Genomic DNA, 22651 nt, shown 5'->3' on the forward strand with positions numbered 1-22651 from the left:
AAGGCTCTGCCCGGCGCCTCAAGACCGCCCGCCAGCCTGCGCTGAGCGTTCGTCGTCAGCCTCTGCCGCGGCCGTGACCTCATTGAGCACCGGGTCAGCCGCAGCGGTCTCCGTGACATCCGCAGAAGCCGGCACCTGCACCACATCCGGCTCCGGCGACACCATCTCCATCGCCGCATCCGCCTCGATATCCACCCGAGGATCCAACGTCACCGAGGCCGGCGAACTCTGCAAACTATCCGGCATCGGCACAAAATGCACCGGCGCCTCATCCACCTGATGCGCTCCCGTCACCCGTGCCGGCCGCACTCGCCACACCAGAATCAATGCGCAGGCCGACACAAACACATAGAACATATTCGGCCCGCCCACCGACATCAACGCCCCCGCCACGAGCGGGCCGAGACAAGCCCCCACCCCATAAGTCATCAACAACACCGCGCTCAGGCTCACGCGCCGGTCCGACTCCACATGATCGTTGGCAAACGCCGCCCCCAGCGGATACAGCGTGAACTGCAACACCCCGAACACACATGACAGCAACACCAACGCCCAGAACGGAAACGTCAACCACCCCCACAGCACCGCTGGCAACAACACCAATAGACACGCATTAAAACGAATCAACCCCGCGCGATTGATCCGATCCGACAACCACCCCATCGGCCATTGCGACAACAAGCCTGCGGTCACCCCCGCCGCCACAAACAGTGCCGACTGCGACGTCGTCATCCCGTACTTCGATGCAAAAACGGGGGCCAGGCCATAAAATGCCCCCGACAGATTCCCCGCAACAAACAACACCGTCAACGACAACGGCACCCGTTCGCGGAAAAACGGAAAGTCCAGAGGCGCCGGCACAGGCGTCGGCGGGTGAGAACGCGCCGTCACCGCAATCGGCACCAGGCACAGCACCATACAAACCGCCACCAACACCAACGGCTGCTCATCCAGCGAGCCATACGCGGTCAGCACCAATTGCCCCAGCACCGTGCCCAACCCGGACACCACCATATAGACCGAAAACNCACGGCCGCGTTGATGATTTTCTGTTTGTTCGTTGAGCCAGCTTTCGATGACCATCAACTCGGTCACCATGACGATCCCGGCGACCAGGCGAAACACCAGCCAGACCGGCATGTAGTCGACCACGATCTGCGCCAGAATCATGCAAGTCGAAATCGCCGCACAGGCCACAAAAGCCCGGATATGCCCCACCCGGATGATCAGCTTGTGTCCCAGCCGCGCGCCGCACACCAGCCCCAGGTAATACCCGGCAATCAACGTACCGATCCAGATCTCACTGACTGACTGCGCAGTCAGCCGCAACCCCATGTAAGTATTGAACAGACCGCCGCCGATCAACATCAGCAGCGTCGCCAGATAAAGCGACGAAAAAGAAGAAATCGTGGTCAACATGGGATGCAGGAACGTGCCATCACACTACGCGGTGCGCAAGCCGCTCAAATTTGCCGGGCGCAAAGCCGCCCGCAAGGACTGTGCCTGTGTCCAGGCTCACCGCCAAGGAAATTGCCCTGGGGCTGCCCGGTGACAGGGATAGCCCCGGGCGGAAAAAATTAAAGCTGCGACAACATCGTGCCCGCGTCGCTGACCTCGAATTTGCCAGGCGCTTCGACGTTCAATTGCGTCACAACGCCGTCTTTCAACAACGCCGAATAACGCTGCGAACGAATGCCCATCCCACGCGCATCCAGATCCAGCTCCAGACCCAACGCACGCGTCCAGTGAGCTGCGCCATCGGCCAGCATGCGGACCTTGCCTTCGGTGTGCTGTTCGCGGCCCCATGCGCCCATCACAAACGCATCATTGACCGACACGCACCAGATTTCGTCCACGCCCTTGGCCTTCAGGGCTGCCGCTTGCTCGACGTAGCCTGGCAGGTGTTTAGCCGAACACGTCGGCGTAAAAGCGCCCGGCACGGCGAACAGGGCAATCGTCTTGCCCTTGACCAGATCTGCGACCTGAAAAGCGTTGGGTCCCAGGGAGCAACCATTGGCTTCGGTCTCGAAAAACTCAGTCAGGGTGCCATCAGGCACGCGATCGCCGACTTTGATCGTCATTTACATCTCCAAGTGAACGCAGAAACGCGGACGCGAGCCGTCCGCCAAACCCTCATCATAGTGCCAAGTCGAGGGCTTGCGTTTGATGACAACGAAAGAACCACATTGACTGCCGTGCATCATTGCAACGAAAACTCCACACGTGAGGGCAGAGCCTCGCCCTCGCCTGCGCCGCCCTCGAGATTAGGCGTCACAATGAAAATACGGTCGGCCGGTCCGATCTCCTGCAGCTTTTCATAGACGGCCTGCGCACGCGCCTGCGCCAATCGTTCCAGCGACTGCTCATTGATCGGTGCGGCCTTGCGCAGCAAAGACTCCATCTGATCAGCTGGAATCGATTTGGCCATGCCAATGAAATTGCGCGGTTTTTCCTCGATATCGGTATCGTCGTAGACTTCTTCGAGATACTTGGCTCGTTCGGCGCTCGATACCGTGACCGTAGAGAGATCAGGCTTTTTACCTTTGCCCGAGGTGTCCTCAGCCTTGGCGCGGCGAATCTGACGATCGACCCAGGCTTGGCGCAAGCCCTCCTCATCCGTCGTCGGATCTGCGCGGCCGATGATATCCAGCTTCAGGGCTGGCCGATCATTCAGCGCCTTGGCCAGGGTCGAAATCCGTTCGTCCGCATCTGTGGCCAACACCGCGCTGCCAGGCTCGAAATTGATATACGACAGCTCTTCGCCACCGCCAAACGCCGACGCCAGCAACGAGAACGGCGAGGTCACTGCCTTGACCAGCAAATTGCCCAACACCCGCAGAATAATTCCGCCGACCGAAAACTCAGGATCGTCCAGCGAGCCTGAAATCGGCAGATTGATATCGATGTTGCCCTTGCTGTCTTTCAACAGGGATACGGCCAGCATCACAGGCAAGGTCGTCGCATCCGGGCTGTTCGTCTTGTCGCCGAACGTCAATTGATTCAGCACCACATGATTCGTGGCCTGCAACGCGCGGTCTTCCAACTTGTATTGCAAGTCCACCGATAACTTGCCACGCTTGATGGGATAGCCCACATATTTCGAGGAATACGTCGTAAAGCGGGGTAAATCAACTCCCTTGGCCGAGACCTTCAAATCCAGGGATAGAAACTCGGCAAAAGGCTGCACCGTCCCACCGATCGACAAGGGTGCTGTGTCGTAAACACGCCCCGTCACATTGACCTTGGCAGGTTTGGGTGCACGCGACGACACTGCCGACAAACCGCCTTCGATACGAGAAAGCTGGGCCGTATAGTTCGGTTTGACGAAGTGATCGGTGAACGTCATGCGGCCATTTTTCAGCGTGACGCTGTTCAGGGCGATATCCGGCAGTTTGCCGGTCTTGGCGGCCTGGGCCTCGCGTGCCGAGCGTCCGCGCGTCTGGGTATCCTGAGTAATCGACCCGCCGGCCTGCCCCGGCTCGGCCACCAGATCCATCACGTTCAAACGACCGTCAGCACTGAGCAGAATACGGCCGTAAAAATCATCCAACGTGATGTCGCCCAGATTGGCGGCAAACTGATCGCCGTTGACCGACACCTGCATGCCGCTCAGATCCAGGGTTTTCCAGCGCAGAAAGTCATCGCGGTTCACGCGATCCGCCAGATGCAGATCGGTGATGTCCACGCCGCCTTTCCAATTGGCCTTCATCGGCGCATTTCCCGCCGCCGCCGTGAATGCCGCTTCGCCATTAGCGCCCACGACCAACGAGCGCACCGTCGCATTCAGACTCGACGCGCCATAAGCCGCCAACGATGCCGCGTTGAAATTCTGCAGATCCACTTTGGTTTGCAACGCCAAAGGCTGCGTGATCAAGGTACCCTGCAGTGCCAGACTGCCATCGCCCTGCACACCCGCGGCCTGCAGCGTGAACGGCGTCGGCGTGGCATCGAGCGCCACCCGATCGGCCGCCAGGCTGAGCTGTTTCACACCCAGATCCACCGCCGGTTTCTGTGATTCGTCACGCGCGGCCAATTGAGACAAATCAACTTTGACGCCCGTCGCCGCGACTTGCGTCGCATTGCCCTGTTGGGCCACGGTGATCAATCCTTGCACGCCGAGCAAACCATCCAGTACCTGGATCGGCGACAGGCTGCGCACTGCCGGCGCATATTGAGCCAGCCCCAGATGGCCAGCGCGAAAATCGAGCTTCAGGCTCAATGGGCTGAGCATCAGCGGACCTTTCGAGCGTATCCAGCCGCCGTCTCCTGGGTTATCCATCGTCAGCCACAAATTGATGGGCTGCTTCGCCGGCTGCGGAAACTGCACGCTTTCCACCGTGACCGCCACGCCCGCAAAGGTGGTGTTGAGTTTGGTCACCGCGTCCTGCACACGCAGTTCAGCATCGTGAATATTGATCGCATCGACCGCGATCTGCCACTCGTCCGGCGCCTTGGCAGCAGGTGTGGCGGCTTCGTCCTGCGCGGCGGGTGCATTTCCCGACGCCACGGCGGCATTCCCGTCAGTGGTATTCGACTTCGGTACGCTCGATGCAGGCGCAACAGCGGCCGTCGTCGTTGCCGCGACGGCTTGCAGCGGGGCGACGCCATTGTGTCCCGATGCCTTGGCCTCAACAGTCGCCTTATCACTGACCGGCTTGCCATCAGCGGCTTGCGCCGCAGCAGGTTTATCAGTGGCCGATTTACCTTCCGCCGATCGAACTGCAGCCGGCTTATCAGCTTTCGCCGTCGCAGTAGTCGCCGGTCCTCCCAAGGCCTTGAGCTTGTCGACCACGCGCAGCCAATTCAGCTGTTGATTCGCATCCCGGCTGGTCTGCAGCACCGGCGACCACATGTCCACCTGGCCGATCGAAAACTGCTTGGCCAGCATATCGAGCCTGACCCGCTGCACCTCCAGCGTGCTCCATTGGACCAACGACGCGCCCGAGGCCTCGCGCAGATCCAATTGCCGTAGTCCCACATCCCCTGTCACCAGGATCTTTGCCGCCGCGTCGCGCGGCTGCTCGAACACGACCTTCAGATTCGAATCCAGTAATGCCCGTTCGACCTTGATCGGCAGAGCCATGGGCCACACATCTGCCCATTTTTCCAGCTCCAGCCCCCGAAAATCCACATTCAACGTCGACGAGGGCACGGCCTCGAACGGCCGGGCCACGCCCCGCATATCGAGCGGACTGCCGTTAATACGCAAATGCACCAGCGGCTCGACATCGATATCCGTCGCATAGCCAAACGAGGAAATAAAAGGCACGCCGAGCGTGATCTCGTCGATCTGTTGTTTACGGCCGGTCACCTTGTCATCCAGGGTGATCGCGCCGCCTTCCAGCACCAGGTTATTCAAAGAAAAACGCGGCAGCCCGGCGTCCTCGTCTTTCTTTTCGGGCTCGGGCTGAGCCGCCGCCATATCGGCCAGTTTTTTCTGGATATCCGAGAAATTGAATGTGGTCTTGTCCTCACGCACCAACGCGATCTGCGGCCGCTGCACTCGCACAGAGTCCACCACCGGCGCAAACCAGAACAATGACGCCCACGAGGCGCTGGCCTCCATCTGCCCGACCTGCAGCAGCGGTGTCGCGCCGTCCGGCTGTTCGATCGCCAGGTCCTGCGCTCGCACAGTCAGCGTAAAAGGATTAAAACTGATATCACCGACCTGCACCGGCCGGCCCAACAACTGGGCGACATCGCCAGTCAGCGCTGAACGCAGCACCTTGGGCACCTGCCAGGCAGCCACGCCGAACAGAATAAGAATAATGGCCACTATCCACAGAAGGATTTTTGCAAGACGCCGAGTGAATCTCAACCTGGGCATCGTAAGGGCCATGCGTAATCTCCTGGTGTGAACAGCCGGGCATAGGCAAGGGCAATTATCCCCTCGGAACCATAGCTCGTCTATCATAGGGTGTAGCCAAGCCTGGCTCGGGCGAAAACCCGCTTTCGTTTTCAATCGTTAACATTTTTTCTACCCCATGTCCTCTTCATCTCCTACGCTTAGCCATCTGGACGAATCCGGCCAGATCCGCATGGTTGACGTTGGCGCCAAGACCGAAACCGACCGCATCGCCATTGCGGCTGGCCGCGTACGCATGAACGCCGTGGCCTACGGCCTGTTGACCCAACCGGGCCAGGGAAAGGGCGAAGTGCTCAACACGGCCCGCGTCGCCGCCGTCCTGGCGGCCAAGCGCTGCGCAGAGCTGATCCCGCTCTGTCACAGCCTGCCATTGGCCTTTGTCGGGGTAGAGTTCGCCCTGAACGACGACACCCATACTGTCGAGATCCGGGCTACGTGCCGCACCCGCTACAAAACCGGCGTCGAAATGGAAGCCATGACCGCCTGCAGCGTTGCGGCGCTCACCATTTACGATATGTGCAAGGCTGCCGACAAAGGCATCCTGATTGAACAAATACACCTTGAATACAAGGCAGGAGGAAAAAGCGGTGAGTGGCGCAACCATTAATCTGCTGTATTTTGCGCGGGTCGCCGAACTGGTAGGCAAGCGCAACGAAGCCTGGCCGCTGGCCGAGCCGACAACGGGCGCCGAACTGCTGCAGGCCCTGCAGGCCCAGTATCCGGACCTGGCGCCGGCGGCACGCCTGAAACTGGCGATCAACCAGAACCACGCCAAAGCCACCGCCTCGATCCAGCCGGGCGACGAGGTCGCGATTTTCGAACCCGTCACGGGAGGCTGACACCATGATCATCGTTCAGGAAGCCGACTTCGACAGCACGGCATTGCTGGCGGGTCTGCGCGAGCAGGTCGGCGCCCAGGCAGGTGCGATCGTCACGTTCACAGGCTATGTGCGCGACTTTTCCTCGGATCAAGCGACCGAGACACTGTTCCTGGAGCACTATCCCGGCATGTGCGAACGCCAGTTGCATGAAATCGCAGATACGGCGCGCGAGCGTTGGAATCTGGCCGGTACCGTCATCGCCCATCGTGTCGGCGCCCTGCCCCGCAGCGCCCAGATCGTCTTCGTGGCGGCCGCCAGCGCCCATCGCGGCGACGCGTTCCGGGGCTGCGAATACATGATCGACGCGTTGAAAACCCGCGCACCGTTCTGGAAACGGGAAACCCTGTCCGACGGCAGCAGTTTCTGGGTCGAGTCCCGCCAATCCGACCAGGAGCGCACCGAGGCCTGGAACGACTCGCATGCCCCCAATTCCCTTCGCCGCTAGCCCCATACTGTCCTGTCCGACGTACATCGCATGAATAACGATCTGCTAGATTTCGAGAGTGCTCAAACCCTGCTGGCCCAGGCGGCCGCGCCGGTCACTCGCCACGAAACCGTATCCTTGGCCCACGCCGTGGGCCGTGTCCTGGCGGTCAATCTGGCAGCCACGCTGGATCTGCCTCCCGCCGATAACAGCGCCATGGATGGCTATGCCATCCGCTACGCGGATTACCAGCCTGATGCCGTCCTGCCTGTACAGCAACGGACCTATGCAGGCGAAATGCCGGCCGCGCTGATTCCGGGTCAGGCCACGCGGCTGTTCACGGGCAGTTTGATCCCCGACGGCGCCGACACCATCGTCATCCAGGAAAACACCCGCGAATCCGACGGACAGGTCCACATCCTGCAAGCTCCAAAGGCCGGAGAATTCGTACGCAAACGCGGTATGGACACCACCGCCGGCCNGCCCCTGCTGGCCNCCGGCACCGTGCTGGAGGCCGCGCATATCGCGCTCCTGGCCTCTCAAGGGCTGACGCAGGTTCAAGTATTTGCGCCATTACGCGTGGGCATCCTGACCACCGGCGACGAACTGGTTCATCCCGGCGAAACACGCGCCGCGCAGCAGATCTACAACTGCAATGGCCCCATGCTGGCCGCCCTGGTGCAGAAAACGGGCGCGCAGGCGATACACGTGCTGCATGCCCGCGACAACGAACCCGACCTGCGCGCCGCCATCACCACCATCCTGGCCGACTGCGATCTGCTGTTGAGCATCGGCGGCGTGTCCGTTGGTGAAAAGGATCTCGTCAAACCCGTACTGGAGTCCCTGGGCGGCAAACTGGCGCTCTGGAAAGTCCGTATGAAACCGGGCAAGCCGGTCGCCTTGGCCCATATCGACGGCAAACCCGTTGTCTGCCTGCCGGGCAATCCCGTCTCGGTCTATGCGGTATACGCCATGCTGGTCTCGCCGCTGGTGCGGCGCATGCAAGGGCGGACCAACCTATTTCCGCAAGTCAGCGCCGCAGCGCTGCGCCTGTCGCGCCCGCACAAAGACAGCCGCGAGGAATTTCTGCGTGTGCAATGGCGCCAAACCGCCGAAGGCGCACCAGAACTCGTGCCTTACGCAAACCAGGACTCATCAGTGATCAGCTCCATGCCCTGGGCAAGCGGGCTGGCGCGTACCCCGGCAGGAGAAACCGTCAACGATGGCGATATCGTGAAGTACTACGACGTGGCGCATTGGCTGGCGTAACCCGTCAAATCAGCATGAAAAAAGGCGGCTATTTCACAGCCGCCTTTTTTGTGCATCGATTGAAATCGAGTCACCCGCCGATATAGCTCATCTCTACCTTGCGCTCACCCTGCGGCACAATCGGCACGCCGCGTCCCCGCAGTTCAGAGTATCGATCATCGCGCTGCGCCCAAATCCCGGCCATCGCACGCGCGACCTGCTCATCGTCTGCGCCGCTGCGTAACAGCGTACGCAGATCGTGCCCCTGCGATGCAAACAAACACAGAAAGATTTTGCCTTCCGGCGACAACCGTGCACGTGTGCATCCGCTGCAAAATGCATGCGTGACGCTGGAGATCACGCCGATTTCGCCGCCGCCATCGGTATAGGCCCAACGCTCTGCCACACGGCCCATCACCTCGGCATCCAGTGCCCGCAACGGGTACTGCTCCGAAATGCTGCGCAGTACCTCATCGCTGGGCACGACCTCCTGCAAATTCCATCCGTTGGTGTTGCCCACATCCATATATTCGATGAATCGCAGCACATGGCCGGTATGCCGGAAATGCCTTGCCATCGGCACTATCTGGTCATCGTTCAGTCCGCGGCGCACCACCATGTTGACCTTGACAGGCGCCAGTCCCGCCTCGGCCGCCGCATCGATGCCGCGCAACACGTCATCCGGCGTGAACGTACTGTCGCTCAGCCGAGCAAACATCTCGGCATCCAGCGCATCCAGGCTCACCGTCACCCGCGTCAACCCCGCCTGTTTCAACGCCGCTGCTTTACGGCCTAACAAGGTGCCGTTAGTCGTCAAGGTCAATTCCAGCGGCCTGCCCTCTGGCGTGCGCAATTCGGCCAGCATACCGATGAGGATTTCGATATTTTTACGCAGCAGCGGTTCGCCGCCCGTCAGCCGGATTTTCTGGACACCCAGTTGTACGCCCAATCGCGCCACACGAGTGATTTCCTCGAACGACAGCATCGCCGAATGCGGCATGAACGCATAGTTGCCGTCGAACACCTCGCGCGGCATGCAGTACGTACAGCGGAAATTACAGCGATCCGTGACCGAAATCCGCAAATCGCGCATCGGCCTGGCAAACTTATCCTGCGCCGGCTGCCCTGGTGGCGGCAATGCTGACTGCGGCAGCTGGGCGGCTCGCGACGCAGTGTGATCGGTCAGGAAAATAACTTTGCTCATTGAAATATCATATCGCGCAATGGCGCGGAACTCTTTCTATCGGCCGAATGCCTCGTGCAAAGTCTGTAACTGCCCCGTATTCGTCGTATCGTAGCCCACCAATTGGCGCACGTACGACAGGTACTCATGGCCTCGCATGATGCTCAGCAGGTCCTGCATGGCGGGCGTTTCCAGCGACTCGCGGCGTATGGCAAAGAAATATCGCTCCAGCACCAGCGGGATGAAATCCAATCCGAACCGTCCGGCGGCCGTTTCAACGCCAACACCCGTATCGGCCATCCCGCTGGCAATATGTGCCGCGATCGCCATATGGGTGAACTCGTTGGTCTCGTACCCCTGCACCTCGCTGACCGATACGCCTGCTTCCTCCAGCATCAATCCCACCAGATAACGGGTGCTGGAGCCGATCTGCCGATTTACAAAACGTACATCCGGCCGCGCCAGGTCCGCCATACCGCGAATATGCTTCGGATTACCGGGCATCACAAACAAGCCCGTGTTGCGCACCGCCAGATGAATCAACAGATAATCATCCGGCGACAACCATTGCGCGTAACGCGCCAGGATAGGCCCCTCGAACGCACCGCTCGGCACCTGGAAACCCGCCAGATCGCATTCGTTGCGCTCCAGCGCAGCCAGCGCCTCGATCGCCGTGCGATAACGCAGTTCCAGGCCGGACTGCCGTCCGCTCATGTGCTGCATCAACGCTTCTACCGCGAAACCATGGCTCGCGTGCAGGCGCAGGTGCGGCATCGTCTCGGGCAGCAGTTTTTCCAGTTCTTCCTGCAGCTCGGATGCCTGGCTCTCCAGTGTGGGCATCAACCGGGCCTCGATACGGCGGTTGGCCCACAACAAGCGCTGTGCAAACGGCGACAGCTTCGTGCCCTGACGACGATTGGTGATCAACAGCGGCGTGCCGAATAGGGCCTCGAATCGACGCAACACCCCCCAGGCGTGCCGGTACGACAGACTGCAGGCGCGGCAGGCGCCGGCGATATTGCCTGTCGCATCGATCGCGGACAGCAACGCCAACATGTCATGCAGCGCCTGAGGCGGGTGCTCGGCGTCTCCCTCCAGTACCCATTGCGGGCGCAGCCCGATTCGGAACTTATATGTCATTAATTTCCTATTGAACACCGTAAGTTAGGTGTTTACAGTACGGCCAATGAGCACGTTGCGTTCATTTTATATGCTTTACAAAGCATATTATCAATGCAAGCAGCTAGCAATAAGAAACCGACGCGGCACGATCACAAAGCCGCCTCCAGGAGATCTGCATGTCCACCCCTCAGGCAACGCCGAATCCCCCCGGCAGCGCCGGTGCACGCGGCGGTGAGTCGGCCCTCTCGGCCGCTCGTCAGTCAGCCACGCCGGCCGTCAAAGCCGCTGCGCAGGCCGCCACGCAGTGGCGAGGCCAACCCGGCGCACTGTTGCCGATCTTGCACGACGTGCAAGACCAGCTCGGCTGTATTCCGGCCGACGCGGTTCCCACCATCGCCGAGGCCCTGAACCTGTCCCGCGCCGAAGTCCATGGCGTCGTGAGTTTTTATCCCCATTTCCGTACCGAACCCGCTGGCCAGCACGTACTGGAAGTCTGCCGCGCAGAATCCTGCCAAGCCATGGGCGCCGAGGGCTTGGCCGACCATGCACGGCAGGCCCTGGGCTGTGATTTTCATGGCACGACGAGCGATGGCACCGTCACCCTTGAGCCCGTGTATTGCCTGGGGCTATGTGCGCAATCCCCCGCGGTCATGCTGGATGGCAAACCTCATGCGCGCGTCACGCCCGACAAGCTTGACCGCATTCTGGATCGCGCGATGCAACGCACTCAGGAGGCAACAGCTTGAACACCGCTCCCTCACAGCCCACCGTCGCATCCGTTGACGCCACTGTGACGACTGATGGCGTCAACGCCGCATCGTCGACAGGCGTTTCAGCCAAACCTGACATCATCACCATCTACCTGCCCCGCGATGCAGCGGCACTGGCCATGGACGCCGACGCCGTCGCGCTGGCCATCGAACAAGAAGCCCGCCGCCGCAATCTCACGATCCAGCTAGTGCGCAACGGATCGCGCGGCATGCTTTGGCTGGAGCCACTGGCCGAAATCGTGACGCCGGCGGGCCGCATCGCCTATGGCCCTGTCCAGGTCGAAGACGTCGCCAGCCTGTTCGAAGCCGATTGGCTGCATGGCGGCGCGCATCCCCTGAATCTGGGATTGACCGAAGCGATTCCCTATCTCAAAAACCAGCAGCGCCTGACGTTTTCCCGAGTCGGCATCACCGATCCGTTGTCCACGGACCACTACCTCGCTCACGACGGGTTGCAAGGCTTACGGCGGGCACTGACGATGACGCCGGAGCAGATCGTCGAGGAAGTCACGACGTCCGGATTGCGCGGGCGAGGCGGTGCCGCCTTTCCGACGGGCATCAAGTGGAAAACCGTCCTGACCACACCCGCGCCGCAGAAATACATCGTCTGCAATGCGGACGAAGGCGACTCCGGTACTTTCTCCGATAGGCTCATCATGGAGGGCGATCCCTTTCTGTTGATCGAAGGCATGACCATCGCCGGCCTGGCGGTCGGCGCGACCTACGGCTATATCTATGTCCGTTCGGAATACCCCCAAGCCATCGACACGCTCAATGCAGCCATCGCCCGGGCTCACCATGCAGGCTGGCTGGGTGACGATATACAAGGCAGCGGCAAACGTTTTGACCTCGAGGTCCGCAAAGGCGCCGGCGCCTATATCTGCGGCGAGGAAACGTCGCTGCTCGAAAGCCTGGAGGGCAAACGTGGTGTCGTGCGCGCCAAGCCTCCGTTACCCGCGATCTCCGGATTGTTCGGCCAACCCACCGTCATCAACAACCTGATTTCGCTCGCCACGGTGCCCGTGATTCTGGCGCGCGGGGCTGCGTATTACCGCGACTATGGCATGGGCCGTTCACAAGGCACGCTGCCCTTCCAACTGGCGGGCAATCTGAAACACGGCGGCCTGGTCGAAGTCGCATTCGGCATCACACTGCGCGAGTTGCTGTACGACTACGGCGGCGGCAGTGCCTCGGGCAGGCCTCTGCGCGCAGTACAAGTCGGTGGTCCGCTAGGCGCCTACCTCCCTGAATCCCAATGGGATGTACCGTTGGACTACGAGGCATACGTCAAGATCTCGGCCATGGTAGGCCATGGCGGCATTGTCGCCTTTGACGATACGGTCGACATGAGCCGCATGGCGCGTTATGCCATGGAGTTCTGCGCCGTCGAGTCCTGTGGCAAATGCACGCCCTGCCGCATCGGTGCGGTACGCGGACAGGAAACGCTGGACAAAATCCGTGCCCGCGGCCCGCAACACGAGCAGCACATTCATCTGCTGCGCGATCTGTGCGACACCATGCTGGGCGGCTCGCTCTGTGCATTGGGCGGCATGACGCCCTACCCGGTGCTATCCGCGCTGAACCATTTCCCTGAAGACTTCGGCATCGCAGCGCCTGCCACGTCCGGCAACCCAACCGCCTCTCATCAGGCCTGATTCGAACGAGACCCGCCATGCTCGAAACCGTCATCAAACGCGACCGCGATCTGGGCACGCCCGCCCGCGGCACACAAGCGGATGCCCGCCTCGTTACCCTGACTATCGACGGCCAGGAAATCTCCGTCCCCGAAGGCACCTCCGTCATGCGTGCCGCGGCCGAGGCCGGTATCAACATCCCGAAACTCTGCGCCACCGACAGCCTGGAGCCTTTTGGCTCGTGCCGTTTGTGCCTGGTGCAGATCGAGGGCCGGCGCGGCTATCCCGCCTCATGCACCACGCCCGTCGAAGACGGCATGGTAGTCGCCACCGAAACGCCCAAACTACATGATCTGCGGCGCGGCGTCATGGAGCTTTATATCTCCGACCACCCGCTCGACTGTCTGACCTGCCCTGCCAACGGCGACTGCGAGCTGCAGGACATGGCAGGCGTAGTGGGATTGCGCGCGGTGCGTTATGGCTACGACGGCGCCAATCATCTGAAAGACGAAACCGACGCGTCCAATCCATACTTTTCCTACGATCCGTCCAAATGCATCGTCTGCAACCGTTGCGTGCGCGCCTGTGAGGAAACCCAGGGCACATTCGCGTTGACGATTTCCGGTAAGGGCTTTGCCTCGCGCGTGACCGCCGGCCAGAACCAATCGTTCCTGGAAAGCGATTGCGTTTCCTGCGGCGCCTGTGTCCAGGCATGCCCGACATCTACCCTGCAAGAAAAATCCGTCATCATGATGGGCCAGGCCGAACACTCGGTCATCACGACCTGCGCCTATTGCGGTGTCGGTTGCGGTTTCAAGGCCGAAATGAAAGGCCAGGAAGTCGTGCGCATGGTGCCCTGGAAAGACGGCCAGGCCAATCGCGGCCATGCCTGCGTCAAGGGCCGATTCGCCTGGGGCTACACCACGCACAAGGAACGCGTGCTCAAGCCCATGATCCGAAAACACATCACGGATCCCTGGCGCGAGGTCTCGTGGGAAGAAGCCATCGCCTACACCGCGTCGGAATTCCGCCGCCTGCAGGCCACGTATGGCCGCGATTCCATCGGGGGCATCACATCCTCGCGCTGTACCAACGAAGAAACCTGGCTCGTACAGAAACTCGTTCGTGCGGCCTTTGGCACCAACAACGTCGACACCTGCGCCCGCGTCTGCCATTCGCCGACCGGCTATGGCCTGAAGCAGACCCTGGGTGAATCCGCGGGCACGCAGACATTTGATTCGGTCATGCATACCGATGTGGTCGTCCTGATGGGCTCGAATCCCAGCAGCGCGCATCCGGTCTTTGCGTCGCGCCTGAAGCGCCGTCTGCGCCAGGGCGCGCGCTTGATCGTCATCGATCCGCGCCGCATCGAGCTGGTGAACTCGGCGCATATCAAGGCCGACTATCACCTGCCCGTGCGTCCCGGCACCAACGTCGCTTTGTTGACCGCGCTGGCGCATGTCATCGTCACGGAAAACCTGGTCGCCGAGGACTTCGTGGCACAACGTTGCGAAGCCAAAGCCTTTAACGAATGGCGCGACTTTGTGGCGCGCCCCGAAAATTCGCCAGAAGCCACTGCAGACATCACAGGCGTGCCTGCGACGGATGTGCGCGGCGCGGCCCGACTCTACGCCACAGGCGGCAATGGATCGATCTATTACGGCCTGGGCGTCACGGAACACAGCCAAGGCTCGACCGCCGTCATGGCCATCGCCAACCTGGCCATGGCCACGGGCAACATCGGCCGCGAAGGCGTAGGCGTGAACCCCATGCGCGGCCAGAACAACGTGCAAGGCTCCTGCGACATGGGCTCGTTCCCGCATGAGCTGCCGGGTTACCGTCACGTCTCCGATAACGCAGCACGTGCGCAATTCGAGGCCGACTGGGGCGTCACCCTGCAACCCGAGCCGGGCCTGCGCATCCCCAACATGTTCGAGGCCGCGTTGGGCGGCAGTTTCAAGGGACTGTACTGCCAGGGCGAGGACATCGTGCAGTCCGATCCCAATACGCAGCACGTGGCTGCCTCGCTGGCGGCAATGGAATGCATCGTGGTCCAGGACCTGTTCCTGAACGAAACGGCCAAATACGCGCACGTCTTCCTGCCCGGCTCATCGTTCCTGGAAAAAGACGGCACCTTCACCAATGCCGAACGCCGCATCTCGCGCGTGCGCAAAGTCATGGAGCCTCGCAACGGCATGGCCGATTGGGAAGTCACCGTCGCACTCTCGAATGCGCTGGGCTATCCCATGAACTACGCGCACCCCAGCGAAATCATGGACGAGATCGCCCGGCTCACGCCTACGTTCACCGGTGTGACCTACGCCAAACTCGATCAAATGGGCAGCCTGCAATGGCCCTGCAACGAGGCTGCGCCCGATGGCACGCCCATCATGCATATTGATGAATTCGTCCGGGGCAAAGGCAAATTCATGATCACCAAATACGTCCCGTCGGATGAGCGCAGCACACGCAAGTTCCCGCTGCTACTGACGACGGGGCGCATTCTGTCTCAGTACAACGTGGGCGCCCAGACCCGCCGCACGCACAATGTGGCCTGGCACAGCGAAGACGTGCTGGAAATGCATCCCCAGGACGCCGAAGACCGCGGCGTATCCGAAGGCGATTGGGTCGGCGTGCAAAGCCGCTCGGGCGAAACGGTGCTGCGCGCCACCCTGACCGACCGCGTGCAGCCGGGCGTGGTGTACACCACCTTCCATTTTCCCGAGTCCGGCGCCAACGTAGTGACCACAGACAATTCCGACTGGGCAACCAACTGCCCGGAATACAAGGTCACCGCGGTGCAACTGATGCGTGTCTCGCAACCGTCTGAATGGCAACGCCAATGGTCGCGCTTCACCGACATTCAGCACAAACTGCTGAGCGAGCGTGCCCGTGACAACGAAGCTGCCGTCGTCAGTAAATAGATCGTCTCCTTCGATACAAGTATTGATTTCATGGATCGTCAACCTTCGTTCATCCGGCATCGCGCAGACTGCGCGCAGACCTCTGTCGTGCGCGTGCGAGGCGGCACGACAGAGTCTGTCACGCAAGTCGATCGCGTCGCCGAGGAAACGCCCATCGCATTGGAATACAACGGCATCAGCCACGCGACGATGCTCGCCTCGCCTGCCGATCTGGAAGACTTTGCACTGGGCTTTTCCTTGACGGAGGGCATCATCGATCGGCCCACCGACGTGCGTGGCATCGATGTCGTCCCGCAGCACGACGGCATCGTTGTGCAGATCGAGATTTCGAGCGCCTGCGAGGTCCGCCTGAAAGAACGCCGGCGCGCGATGGCAGGCCGCACAGGTTGCGGGCTGTGCGGTGTTGAAACCCTGCCGGAGGTGTTGCGGGCAGTCGCACCTGCTCCCGATGCGTCGCCTGTCGCGATATCGGCGATTCTGCGGGCGATGCGGGCAATGCGGGCGAGCCAGACTTTGCACGACATCACTGGGGCGACTCATGCCGCGGCATGGGCCGATACCGATGGCCAGGTTCACATGGTGCGCGAGGACGTTGGACGTCATAACGCCTTGGACAAGCTGATCGGTGCGCTGGCCCGTCGTGATGAACCGTTCCAGCAGGGCTTGGCCCTGGTGTCGAGCCGCGCCAGTTTCGAAATGGTGCAAAAGTGCGCGGCTGCCGGGATCGGCATCCTGGCGGCGGTCTCGGCACCGACTGCGCTGGCGATTCGGCTGGCACAAAACACTAACGTGGCATTGCTTGGTTTCGTACGCAATGCCGACGCCACCATTTACTCACATGCTGAACGCATCCAGAGCTGAACCGTCATGGATATTGCCAACTTGATCCGCATGGCCAATCGCATCGGCGATTACTTCGATGCCCTGCCCGACCGCGAAGAAGCCCTCGAAGGCGCCGCCACACATATTCAAAAATCCTGGGAACCCCGCATGCGCATTGCGTTGCTGGATTTCCTGGCTCAGCACGCGGATGGCCAGGGTGATGAGGTCCGCCTGCATGCGTTGATGGTCGAGGCGGTTACGCGATACCGGACGCGGCTGGTTCCGGTGCGAGCTGTTTGATCGCTCCTGTGGGTTTAGGCTGGTGCTGCAGGTTTCGGGCTGCTTTTGCGGGTCGTGTTTTCGTTTGCTGTCGTTAGAAATGAGTTCTTTTGGCGTCGGTGCGGGGCAGTGGCCGTGTTGGGGCTTCGCGNNGTCGGTCGGCCGCCTGCGCGGCCGACATCGCTTCGTCAACCTCGTCGCTGCGCTCCTTCGGTTTCCCTCGCTCGACCACGAGGCGCCCCCACACCGTGATTGCCCCTGCTCGACTCGCGATGTCTCAGGCTTCCCGCATCGCCGGGACGGGTGTCTTGCTTAGGCTTCGTGGGGCGGGCTTTTTTTATAAACGGTCGGCGATGGCGGAGCGGGCTTGTTTGGAGATTTCCAATCGGGTGACTGGGGTGCCATCGGGGGCCTGTGTGGCCAGCGGGGCGACGAATTCGACTTCGACTGAGAGGCCTGTGGCGCCCAGGACGCGCCAGAGATTGGTGGCAAGGGTTTCTTCGCCGACGAAGGCGGCCAAAGGACTGCGCTGGCCGTGTTGCAGAAAGCGCAGGACGACAGGCTGGATCGGGATACAGGCTACGCGGGCAGGCTCGAAGAGGCTGGCGTGGAAGGGACGGACGGTGTCGCCTTCGCTGGTAGTGCCTTCGGGGAATAGGCCAACGGCCTCGCCTTGTTTAAAACGGGCCTGGACGGCTTCGCCGACGGCATGGACGGCATGACGTTGGCCTCGTTCGATAAATAGGGTGCCGGCGCCTGCAGCAAGCCAGCCTATGACAGGCCAGCTGCGGATCTCGCTTTTGGCCACGAACGAGGTGGCGCGAACGGAGTTGACGACAAAGATGTCGATCCAGGAGACGTGGTTGGCGACCCACAGGACTGCACCGGTCAGCAGGGGTTGACCGCTGACAACCACGCGGATGCCGCAAAACGACATCAGCCAGCGTGACCAGAAGCGATTTAGCCGCGCACGTGCGGACAGCCCCAGAAAGGGATAGACAAGGCCTACGCAGAGCAAGCCAAAAATGATCCACAGCACCACGAGGATCAAACGCAGAACGATGCGTGGAAACTTGAGCAAAGACAAGTTCAGGACTCCCTGGCCATCAGCGTGCCCTCCCGTGGGGCGGTCGGCCGGCCAGCATCATACCTGTGATTGCTTGCTGGCATCTCATTACCGTTGGGACGGCACCTCGCTGCACGAGCGGATAGGGGTCAAGGCAAGGCATCGAGATAGCGTTGCAGGATGACCGAGGCGGCCATCGCGTCATCGGGCTCGTTCGTGCCCAGCAATTGCTGGGCCTCCATGCTGGAGCCGCGCTCGTCGACGAGCTCGACCGTCAAGCCGAAACGGCCGTGAAGCTGATTGGCAAACCGGCGACAGCGGGCGGTGGCGGGTTGTTCTCCGCCGTCAGGGGCCAATGCCAGCCCCACGATCACGCGTTGGGGCTGCCATTCTTCGAGCAATTGGGCAATGCGCCCAAACCGGGCATCGCGCACTTCGGAGAAAATGATTTCCAGCGGCCGCGCTTGCCGGGTCAAGGTGTTCCCGATGGCGATACCGATTTTCTTTTCCCCGAAATCGAAGGCCAGCAGGGTTTCCTCAGGCATGCCCCGCACCGCCGGACAGCATGACGGGATCGACGCCCAGCAGTTTCAACGCCGCGGGGTAGCGGTCTTCGGGCGGCACATCGAAGATGACCTTGGCGTCAGCACCTACGCTCAGCCAAGCGTTCTGGGCCATTTCGCTTTCGAGTTGGCCAGCGCCCCACCCGGCATAACCGAGCGTCACCAAGATGCGCGCGGGCCCGTTACCATCGGCAACAGCTTGCAGCACATCGCGCGAGGTTGTCAGGGCCAGATCGCCCAACTTGATGCTCGAGCTGTAGTCCCCGGCAGGCGCATGCAGGACAAATCCGCGATCTGTCTGCACCGGGCCGCCAAAGAAGACCGGCGCATCGTTCACCGGCTGGATTTCGAGTTTCAGGTCAATACGCTCGAACAAACCGGACAAGGTCAGGTCGGTAGGGCGATTGATCACCAACCCCAACGCCCCGCGCTGGGTATGCTCGCAAATATAAATGACCGACCCAGCCAGATTGCCCTCGACCATCTGCGGCATGGCGATCAGGAACTGGTTGGAAAAATCGGTGGCCGGTGCCTGGGACGTATCGTCGTCCGCGTCATCAGCATGCGTATCGTAATGCTCGTCGGTCATAACATCCCCTTGTTGGGGCTGGACGGGGACAGCCAGGCTGCCCGCACGTTCAGATTTCCATCAATTCAAAGTCTTCTTTCCGGGCGCCGCACTCGGGACAGACCCAGTTCGGCGGGACGTCTTCCCAGCGGGTGCCCGGCGCAATGCCTTCTTCTGGCAGGCCAGACTCTTCATCGTATACCCAGCCACAAATCAAACACATCCAAGTACGCATAGTTCTCTTTTCTCTGTTACATCAATTGCGGCCGACCCGCCCGCGACGGGCAAAGCGTAAGCCGCATCCATTAGAATGGGGCAATCTTACCGAAACCCAATAGGGGTTGCCCGATTTGCCGTCGTGCGATCGGACAAAATCCCGCCTTTCACGCAGCATTTGACCTCTGTGACTCCCCCTCTCATCCTGATTTTCGGGCCGGTTGACCCCTCTGGCGCCGACGGACTCCCCGCTGACGCCGTGACCAGCGCCCGCCTGGGCTGCCACGGGCTGGCCGCGGCGACGGCCCTTACCGTGCAGGATACTGCCGGAATCGAAGACATCCAGCCCATTTCACCCGAATTGCTCGACGATCAGGCACGCTGCCTCCTCGAAGACATGCCGGTACACGCAATTAAAGTCGGCGGACTTTACAGTGCCGAGACGGCCAGCGTGGTAGCCCAGATCGCCGCAGACTATAGCCAGGTGCCGCTGGTGCTGCACCTGGGCCAACGCGGTGTGCTGGCCCAGGACGTGGCCGCCGAGGACGACGCCCAAGACCTGCTGGCCGCCACCCTGGAGCTGGTGCTGCCTCAAACCGATCTGGTGGTGGTCGAGCACATACGCCTGGCGCAATGGCATGCAGATGGCGAAATCAACATCGGTGACGCGGCCAGCCCCATGCATGCGCTGGTCGCGGGTGGGGCGCAGTGGGCGCTGGTACTGGGCGCCCCCGTGCGTCCTGGACATAATGGCAATGTACTGCTGGGCCCCGAGGGACAAACCGTCACGTTGCCATGGCAGGCTCCTCCCGAGCGCAATGCCGATACAGGCGGCGTCGCTGCCACAGCGGCTGCCGCCATGCTGGCGCAGGGGCTGGACATGCCCAAAGCGGTCGAGCAAGCCCTCCACCACGCCGACCAGACCCTGGCAGCCGCCTTTTTGGCGGGAATGGGCCGACGGATTCCAAATCGGATAGGCACTCCATGACCACATTACGCTTTCCGTCGGGCCTCTACGGTGTTACCCCTGAATGGGACGACACGGATCGATTGCTGGATGCCGTGCGTGCCGCGGCCGCGGGCGGCATGCGTGCCCTGCAACTACGGCGCAAGAACGCCACCCCTGAGCAGCGTGCGGCCCAGGCTCGCGCCCTGGCGCCACTATGCCGCGAGCTCGGTGTCGTATTTTTGATCAATGACCATTGGCGTCTGGCGCTGGACGTCGGCGCCGATGGCGCACACCTGGGCCGTGACGACGGTGATCTGGCGCAGGCGCGTGCGGATGCCGGACCCAACCTGATCCTGGGCGCGTCCTGCTACAACGAATTGGATCGGGCGCGTCAGTTGCTCGATGCAGGCGCAGACTACATCGCGTTCGGGGCCGTATTTTCCTCGCCCACCAAGCCGCAAGCGGTGCAAGCGCCCTTGAGCCTGCTCGCGCAGGCTCGTGAACTGGCGACTCGTCATGCCGCTGAGCAAGGCGCGACCGCATTCGCGGCGGGCACATCGGCGCAGCCCTCCTCTACCGTGGCACGTGCTGCTGTGGTTGCCATCGGCGGCATTACGCCTGCTCTGGCCCCGCAGGTCGCTCAAGCAGGTGCAGACAGTATCGCGGTGATCACGGGGCTTTTCGAAGCGCCTGATATTAAAGCGGCGGCCCAGGCCTGCGCTGCGCCGTTTCCCTCATCATGCCGCGACGCGGACGCGTCGTTTTTTTCATAGAAACATCATGTCCACCAACGCCCAACTTTTTGATCGTGCTTGCCGCAGCATCCCTGGCGGCGTCAACTCTCCTGTACGCGCCTTCCGCTCGGTGGGCGGCACACCGCGCTTTATCAAGCGCGCCCAAGGGCCCTACGTGTGGGACGAGGAAGACACCCGTTACATCGACTATGTCGGCTCCTGGGGTCCGGCCATCCTGGGCCACGCCCATCCCGAAGTCGTCGAGGCCGTGCGCGAAGCTGCGCTGGGCGGCTTGTCGTTCGGCGCACCGACCCAAGCCGAGATCGAGCTGGCGGAAACCTTGATCGAACGCCTGCCCTCTCTGGACAAAGTTCGCCTGGTGAGCTCGGGCACCGAGGCTACGATGACGGCTATCCGTCTGGCTCGCGGCGCAACCGGCCGTGCCAAGATCGTCAAATTCGAGGGCTGTTATCACGGCCATTCAGACAGCCTGCTAGTCAAAGCCGGCTCGGGCCTGTTGACGCTGGGCAATCCCAGTTCTGCTGGCGTGCCGCCTGAGTTTGTCTCGCACACGCTGACCCTGGAATACAACAACCTCACCGCCGTCGAAGCCGCGTTTGCGCAGCACGGCACCGACATTGCCTGCGTCATCGTAGAACCTGTCGCCGGCAACATGAACCTGATCAAACCCGCCGATGGATTCCTGCAGGGCCTGCGGGATCTGTGCACGCGACATGGCGCCGTTCTGATTTTCGACGAAGTCATGACAGGCTTTCGTGTGGGCCCTCAAGGCGTCCAAGGTCTGACCGGCATCAAACCCGATCTGACGACCTTGGCGAAAGTCATCGGTGGCGGCATGCCCGTCGGTGCATTGGGTGGCCGTGCCGATTTGATGGAACATCTGGCTCCGCTGGGCGCTGTCTACCAGGCAGGCACACTGTCGGGCAACCCCGTTGCGGTCGCCGCCGGTCTGGCCACCTTGCGCCTGATTGGCGAGCCGGGTTTCTATGATCGCCTGGCAGCCCAGACGACGCGCCTGGTCGACGGTCTGCGCCAGCGCGCCCAAGCCGCCAATATCGCTTTCTCGGCCGATTCCGTCGGCGGCATGTTCGGCCTGTACTTCCGGGACACGGTACCCAACTCGTTCACCGAGGTTTCCGCCAGCGACGGCGAAGCGTTCAAGCATTTCTTCCACGCCATGCTGGATCGCGGCGTACATTTTGCGCCGTCGGCCTTTGAGGCCGGTTTCGTCTCGGCCACGCATGATGACGCAGTCATCGATGCGACGCTGGACGCAGCCGAGGCAGTTTTTGCGGGAATGCGTGCCTAACGGCCTGACCGCCCAAGGAAACATCGCAACATCATCAGGCCGTCTACTGACCGTAGATGGCCTGATGACATC

At 61.5% G+C, this 22651-nt stretch carries 20 protein-coding genes and 3 pseudogenes; 13 read left to right on the top strand and 10 right to left on the bottom strand.

Features of this window, described 5'->3' with window-relative positions; all coding sequences use genetic code 11:
- Positions 1-18: 18 nt before the first annotated feature.
- From ACNA0I_RS23400 to ACNA0I_RS23415, 4 genes and pseudogenes are all read right to left on the bottom strand, one after another.
- On the bottom strand, positions 19-1027 hold a 1009-nt coding region (locus ACNA0I_RS23400; RefSeq protein ID WP_415808428.1), incomplete at its 5' end, for an MFS transporter.
- Position 1028: 1 nt separating this feature from the next.
- Positions 1029-1419 (bottom strand): annotated as a pseudogene (locus ACNA0I_RS23405) (MFS transporter); the annotation flags it as partial.
- A 158-nt stretch (positions 1420-1577) separates the two neighbouring features.
- Positions 1578-2081, bottom strand: coding sequence for a peroxiredoxin (locus ACNA0I_RS23410; RefSeq protein WP_415808429.1), 504 nt, complete (start codon positions 2079-2081; stop codon positions 1578-1580).
- Between the two features lie 119 nt (positions 2082-2200).
- Positions 2201-5839, bottom strand: coding sequence for a DUF748 domain-containing protein (locus ACNA0I_RS23415; protein ID WP_415808430.1), 3639 nt, complete (start codon positions 5837-5839; stop codon positions 2201-2203).
- A gap of 145 nt (positions 5840-5984) precedes the next feature.
- On the opposite strand from ACNA0I_RS23415, the gene moaC reads away from it, so the two are divergent.
- The 5 genes and pseudogenes from moaC to ACNA0I_RS23440 all read left to right on the top strand — a co-directional run.
- On the top strand, positions 5985-6473 hold the full coding sequence (gene moaC / locus ACNA0I_RS23420; RefSeq protein ID WP_415808431.1) for a cyclic pyranopterin monophosphate synthase MoaC: 489 nt from the start codon (positions 5985-5987) through the stop codon (positions 6471-6473).
- Positions 6454-6705 carry a MoaD/ThiS family protein gene (locus tag ACNA0I_RS23425; RefSeq protein WP_415808432.1) on the top strand — a complete coding sequence of 84 codons (252 nt, stop codon included), beginning with the start codon at positions 6454-6456 and terminating at the stop codon, positions 6703-6705. The genes moaC and ACNA0I_RS23425 overlap by 20 nt, the downstream gene beginning before the upstream one ends.
- Positions 6706-6709: 4 nt before the next feature.
- Positions 6710-7192 (top strand): molybdenum cofactor biosynthesis protein MoaE, encoded by a 483-nt coding sequence (locus ACNA0I_RS23430; RefSeq protein WP_415808433.1) that lies wholly within the window; start codon positions 6710-6712, stop codon positions 7190-7192.
- Between the two features lie 42 nt (positions 7193-7234).
- Positions 7235-7652, top strand: a pseudogene (locus ACNA0I_RS23435) (molybdopterin molybdotransferase MoeA); the annotation flags it as partial.
- A gap of 15 nt (positions 7653-7667) precedes the next feature.
- A pseudogene (locus ACNA0I_RS23440) lies at positions 7668-8440 on the top strand (molybdopterin molybdotransferase MoeA); the annotation flags it as partial.
- A gap of 70 nt (positions 8441-8510) precedes the next feature.
- On the opposite strand, the gene moaA reads toward ACNA0I_RS23440, so the two are convergent.
- Positions 8511-9623, bottom strand: a complete 1113-nt coding sequence (moaA, locus tag ACNA0I_RS23445; protein WP_415808434.1) for a GTP 3',8-cyclase MoaA — start codon at positions 9621-9623, stop codon at positions 8511-8513.
- A 36-nt stretch (positions 9624-9659) separates the two neighbouring features.
- The gene (locus ACNA0I_RS23450) at positions 9660-10742 is read right to left on the bottom strand and encodes a substrate-binding domain-containing protein (protein ID WP_415808435.1); all 1083 of its coding nucleotides are present in this window, start codon (positions 10740-10742) and stop codon (positions 9660-9662) included.
- Positions 10743-10900: 158 nt separating this feature from the next.
- Between ACNA0I_RS23450 and ACNA0I_RS23455 the strand changes: the two genes are divergently transcribed.
- The 5 genes from ACNA0I_RS23455 to ACNA0I_RS23475 all read left to right on the top strand — a co-directional run bounded on the left by ACNA0I_RS23455 (position 10901) and on the right by ACNA0I_RS23475 (position 17174).
- On the top strand, positions 10901-11470 hold the full coding sequence (locus ACNA0I_RS23455; RefSeq protein ID WP_415808436.1) for a formate dehydrogenase subunit gamma: 570 nt from the start codon (positions 10901-10903) through the stop codon (positions 11468-11470).
- Between the two features lie 143 nt (positions 11471-11613).
- A complete protein-coding gene (locus tag ACNA0I_RS23460) occupies positions 11614-13149 on the top strand; it encodes a formate dehydrogenase beta subunit (protein WP_415808459.1) in 1536 nt (511 codons plus the stop codon).
- Between the two features lie 17 nt (positions 13150-13166).
- Positions 13167-16052: a formate dehydrogenase subunit alpha gene (gene fdhF, locus ACNA0I_RS23465; RefSeq protein WP_415808437.1), complete on the top strand. Its 2886-nt coding sequence runs from the start codon at positions 13167-13169 to the stop codon at positions 16050-16052.
- A gap of 30 nt (positions 16053-16082) precedes the next feature.
- A complete protein-coding gene (fdhD, locus tag ACNA0I_RS23470) occupies positions 16083-16913 on the top strand; it encodes a formate dehydrogenase accessory sulfurtransferase FdhD (RefSeq protein ID WP_415808438.1) in 831 nt (276 codons plus the stop codon).
- A 6-nt stretch (positions 16914-16919) separates the two neighbouring features.
- Entirely contained in the window at positions 16920-17174 is a 255-nt protein-coding gene (locus ACNA0I_RS23475) for a formate dehydrogenase subunit delta (RefSeq protein ID WP_415808439.1), read from the top strand.
- A 316-nt stretch (positions 17175-17490) separates the two neighbouring features.
- Here the strand turns inward: ACNA0I_RS23475 and ACNA0I_RS23480 are convergent, their stop codons facing one another.
- The 4 genes from ACNA0I_RS23480 to ACNA0I_RS23495 form a co-directional block, all read right to left on the bottom strand.
- Positions 17491-18240: a lysophospholipid acyltransferase family protein gene (locus tag ACNA0I_RS23480; protein WP_415808440.1), complete on the bottom strand. Its 750-nt coding sequence runs from the start codon at positions 18238-18240 to the stop codon at positions 17491-17493.
- Positions 18241-18368: 128 nt separating this feature from the next.
- Entirely contained in the window at positions 18369-18764 is a 396-nt protein-coding gene (gene ruvX, locus ACNA0I_RS23485; RefSeq protein WP_415808441.1) for a Holliday junction resolvase RuvX, read from the bottom strand.
- Positions 18757-19371, bottom strand: a complete 615-nt coding sequence (locus ACNA0I_RS23490; RefSeq protein WP_415808442.1) for a YqgE/AlgH family protein — start codon at positions 19369-19371, stop codon at positions 18757-18759. The genes ruvX and ACNA0I_RS23490 overlap by 8 nt, the downstream gene beginning before the upstream one ends.
- Positions 19372-19420: 49 nt before the next feature.
- Complete coding sequence (locus ACNA0I_RS23495) at positions 19421-19585, bottom strand: rubredoxin (RefSeq protein WP_094819754.1); 165 nt, start codon at positions 19583-19585, stop codon at positions 19421-19423.
- Positions 19586-19744: 159 nt separating this feature from the next.
- Between ACNA0I_RS23495 and ACNA0I_RS23500 the strand changes: the two genes are divergently transcribed.
- The 3 genes from ACNA0I_RS23500 to hemL are packed head-to-tail and all read left to right on the top strand — an operon-like array spanning position 19745 to position 22579.
- Positions 19745-20554 (top strand): bifunctional hydroxymethylpyrimidine kinase/phosphomethylpyrimidine kinase, encoded by an 810-nt coding sequence (locus tag ACNA0I_RS23500; RefSeq protein ID WP_415808460.1) that lies wholly within the window; start codon positions 19745-19747, stop codon positions 20552-20554.
- On the top strand, positions 20551-21288 hold the full coding sequence (gene thiE / locus ACNA0I_RS23505; RefSeq protein ID WP_415808443.1) for a thiamine phosphate synthase: 738 nt from the start codon (positions 20551-20553) through the stop codon (positions 21286-21288). Before ACNA0I_RS23500 ends, thiE begins: the two co-directional genes overlap by 4 nt.
- 7 nt (positions 21289-21295) lie before the next feature.
- Entirely contained in the window at positions 21296-22579 is a 1284-nt protein-coding gene (gene hemL / locus ACNA0I_RS23510) for a glutamate-1-semialdehyde 2,1-aminomutase (protein WP_415808444.1), read from the top strand.
- The last annotated feature ends 72 nt before the right edge of the window (positions 22580-22651 follow it).

This window comes from Bordetella muralis, from assembly GCF_965139205.1.
Classification (GTDB): Bacteria; Pseudomonadota; Gammaproteobacteria; order Burkholderiales; family Burkholderiaceae_B; genus Bordetella_A; species Bordetella_A muralis.